The sequence below is a fragment of the Pseudomonas sp. P5_A2_2 genome (assembly GCF_054177685.1).
Genome location: NZ_JBGCUL010000485.1, coordinates 1 through 3,424, shown reverse-complemented (window position 1 = coordinate 3,424; position 3,424 = coordinate 1). Strand labels below are relative to the sequence as shown.

At 59.0% G+C, this 3,424-nt stretch carries 4 protein-coding genes; all 4 read left to right on the top strand.

Annotation, left to right across the window (positions count from 1 at the left end; translation table 11 throughout):
- A partial coding sequence (locus ACXRVY_RS20895) for a putative metallopeptidase (protein WP_458238139.1) occupies positions 1-353 on the top strand: 353 nt, incomplete at its 5' end.
- A gap of 32 nt (positions 354-385) precedes the next feature.
- On the top strand, positions 386-847 hold the full coding sequence (locus ACXRVY_RS20890) for a DUF2280 domain-containing protein (protein WP_457265761.1): 462 nt from the start codon (positions 386-388) through the stop codon (positions 845-847).
- Positions 834-2,135 carry a terminase large subunit domain-containing protein gene (locus ACXRVY_RS20885; RefSeq protein ID WP_457265760.1) on the top strand — a complete coding sequence of 434 codons (1,302 nt, stop codon included), beginning with the start codon at positions 834-836 and terminating at the stop codon, positions 2,133-2,135. Before ACXRVY_RS20890 ends, ACXRVY_RS20885 begins: the two co-directional genes overlap by 14 nt.
- A partial coding sequence (locus ACXRVY_RS20880) for a DUF4055 domain-containing protein (RefSeq protein WP_458238138.1) occupies positions 2,132-3,424 on the top strand: 1,293 nt, incomplete at its 3' end. The genes ACXRVY_RS20885 and ACXRVY_RS20880, both read left to right, overlap by 4 nt.

The window sequence follows — 3,424 nt, the reverse complement described above, 5'->3', positions numbered from 1 at the left end:
GGATGGAACAGCAGATGATGGATTGGTTCGGCGATGTGCCGGCGTACATCATCACCTTGGCTGCGGATTACTGCGCCACCTGTAGCGATGCTGACTTCTGCGCACTGGTCGAGCATGAGCTGTACCACATCGCTCAGGCGAAGGATCAGTACGGCGCACCCAAGTTCACCCAGGAGGGCCTGCCCAAGCTTGAGATGCGCGGACACGACGTTGAAGAATTCGTCGGTGTCGTTCGTCGCTATGGAGCGAGCCCTGAGGTTCAAGCACTGGTGGACGCTGCAAACAGTCCTGCCGAGGTGGGAGAAATGAACATTTCGAGGGCCTGCGGAACCTGTCTGCTCAAGTCGGCCTGAATTTCTGACAGGTTTTGACGGATGACAACCATATGGCAGCACTACGAAGCGAGGTCAAAGCCTTCATTGTTCAGGCTCTAGCCTGTTTTGATACGCCATCTCAGGTGGTCGAGTCGGTCAAGAAAGAATTCGGCATTGAAGTCAGCCGGCAGCAGTGCGAATCACACGACCCGACAAAGTTCGCCGGTCGAGCCCTGGGCGCAAAGTGGGCCGAGCTATTTCACGCTGCCCGCAAACGATTCCGCGAAGAGACGGAAGACATCCCGATCGCCAATAGAGCGTATCGACTCCGGGCACTTGGTCGCATGGCTGAGAAAGCCGAGAACATGAAGAACATGTCGCTGACTGCTCAGTTATTGGAGCAGGCCGCGAAGGAAGTCGGCGATATCTACGTCAATCGCAACCGGAAGGACGAGCCTGACGACGAGCTGGCAATCCCGACTCGCATTCAGGTCGACGTAGTGGATGCGAGGAAGCCGAATGCCGAGCCTTAACGTTCCGCAGTCGCAGTTCCTCCTGTTGCCCCATAAGTTTCGTGCATTCGTTGCTGGCTTCGGCTCTGGAAAGACCTGGGTGGGATGCTCGGCACTGAGCAAGCATTTCATGGAGTGGCCCGGCGTCAACGCTGGCTACTTCGCGCCGACTTACCCTCAGATCCGTGACATCTTCTATCCGACGATGGAAGAGGTGGCCTATGACTGGGGGTTGAAGACCAAGATCAATCAGGCGAATCATGAGGTTCACATCTACAGCGGCCGGCAGTATCGCGGCACTGTGATCTGCCGCTCGATGGAAAAGCCGCAGACAATCGTCGGCTTCAAAATCGGCCATGCTCTGGTGGATGAGCTGGACGTGCTGACGTCGCTAAAGGCTCAGCAGGCTTGGCGTAAGATCATCGCCCGGATGCGATACAACCTGCCTGGGTTGAAGAACGGCGTGGATGTGACCACGACGCCGGAAGGCTTCAAATTTGTCTTCCTCCAGTTCGTAAAGCAACTGCGTGACAAGCCGGCACTGAAGGAAATGTACGGCCTGATTCAGGCCAGCACCTTCGACAACGAACTGAACCTGCCGGACGACTACATCCCATCGCTGATGGAATCGTATCCCGAGCAACTGATCCGCGCTTACCTCAATGGCCAGTTCGTCAACTTAACGTCCGGCTCGATCTACCACGCGTACGATCGCAAGCTGAACCACTGCTTCGACACCGTGCAGCCGGGCGAGCCTCTGTTCATCGGCATGGATTTCAACGTCGGCAAGATGGCGGCGATCACCCACGTCAAACGGGACCAGGGTCTGCCGCGTGCCGTGGATGAGTTGATGGATGGCTACGACACGCCGGACATGATCCGCCGCATCAAGGAGCGCTACTGGCGCCACAACGGCAACGACTTCGAGAAGACCTGTGAAATCCGGATCTACCCGGATGCATCCGGTGATTCGCGTAAGTCGGTCAATGCCAGCGTCACGGACCTGGCCATGCTTAAGCAGGCGGGCTTCGCGGTCATAGCGCCGGCGGCCAACCCGCCGGTGAAGGATCGAATCAACGCCATGAACGCCATGTTCTGCAATGCGCAGGGCGAGCGACGTTACTTGGTCAACCCGTTCACATGCCCGACTTACGCCGATGGCCTTGAGCAGCAGATATGGGCGCCCAACGGCGAGCCCGATAAGAGCCAGGGCAACGACCACGCCAACGACGGCGGCGGTTACTTCATTCACCGCGAGTACCCGATCGTTAAACCGGTCACCACAATGAAAATGGGAGTCGCCCGATGACGGACGTCACTTTTACCCGGTCCGAGTATAAGGCGGCGCAGTACCGCTGGCGCTTGGTGCGCGACGTCTGCAAGGGTTCGGAAACCATCAAAGCTGCTGGCGACCGATATTTGCCGAGGCCGAATGCATCGGACACCAGCCAGGACAATAGGGACCGCTACGACGCGTACAAGAAGCGTGCTGTCTTCTACAACGCCACGGGTCGGACAAAGCACAGTCTGGTGGGGGCGGTGTTCCGCACCTGGCCAACGCTGACTGTTCCCGGTGCGCTCGACTATGTGTCGAAGGACATCGACGGGCAGGGCGTAAGCATCTACCAGCAGTCGCAATCGGTCATCGGGCATCTGCTTGAAGTTGGCCGCCACGGACTGCTGGTGGATTACGCGGCTGTCCAGGCCGGCACCGTGAGTAAGGCAGACGAACAAGCAGGTCGCGCACGGGCGAATGTCGCCAGTTACCCGGCCGAGGCCATCATCAACTGGAAGACGCGTCAGGTCGGCGGCCAGTACCTGCTTTGCCTCGTCGTGCTGCGCGAGACGGTCGACGTCGACACCGATGATGGCTTTGGTAGCGAGCAGGTTGTCCAATACCGCGTGCTGCGCTTGGATGCCGCCGGCGTCTACACGCAGGAGGTGTGGGAAGAGGGCTCCAGCCAGACGGCAATGGTCATCGCACCCTTTACTCCACTCAATGGCCTTGGCCAACCGTGGCGCGTGATTCCGTTCCAATTTCTGGGCAGCGAGAACAACGACACGACCATCGATGATTCGCCGCTGTACGACATGGCCGAAGTCAATATCGGCCACTACCGCAACAGTGCTGACTACGAAGAGGCGGCCTACCTGGTGGGCCAGCCGCAACCGTGGATGGCGGGGCTCGATGAGCAATGGCGCGACCACATGGAGAAGAACGGCATCTTCCTCGGCTCCCGCGCGCCCTGGCTGCTGCCGGTCAGTGGCACATGCGGTGTCTGGCAGGCACAGCCGAACACCGTGGCCAAAGAGGCCATGGACGCCAAGAAAGAGGACATGGTGTCGCTGGGCGCCCGGCTGATCGAACGGGGAAGTGCGGTGAAGACAGCGACCCAGGCCGACAACGACAGCGCCGCTGAACACAGCGTTCTGTCACTGGTGGTGAGCAACGTCAGTGAGGCTTACAGCCAGTGCCTGGTGTGGATGGCTGAGTTTGTGAATGCCGCGGGCGAAACGCTTTACAAGCTCAATCAGGATTTCAGCCAGATCACTCTGGACGCAACGATCCTCAGCGCGCTGTTCAACGCAGTGCAGGGC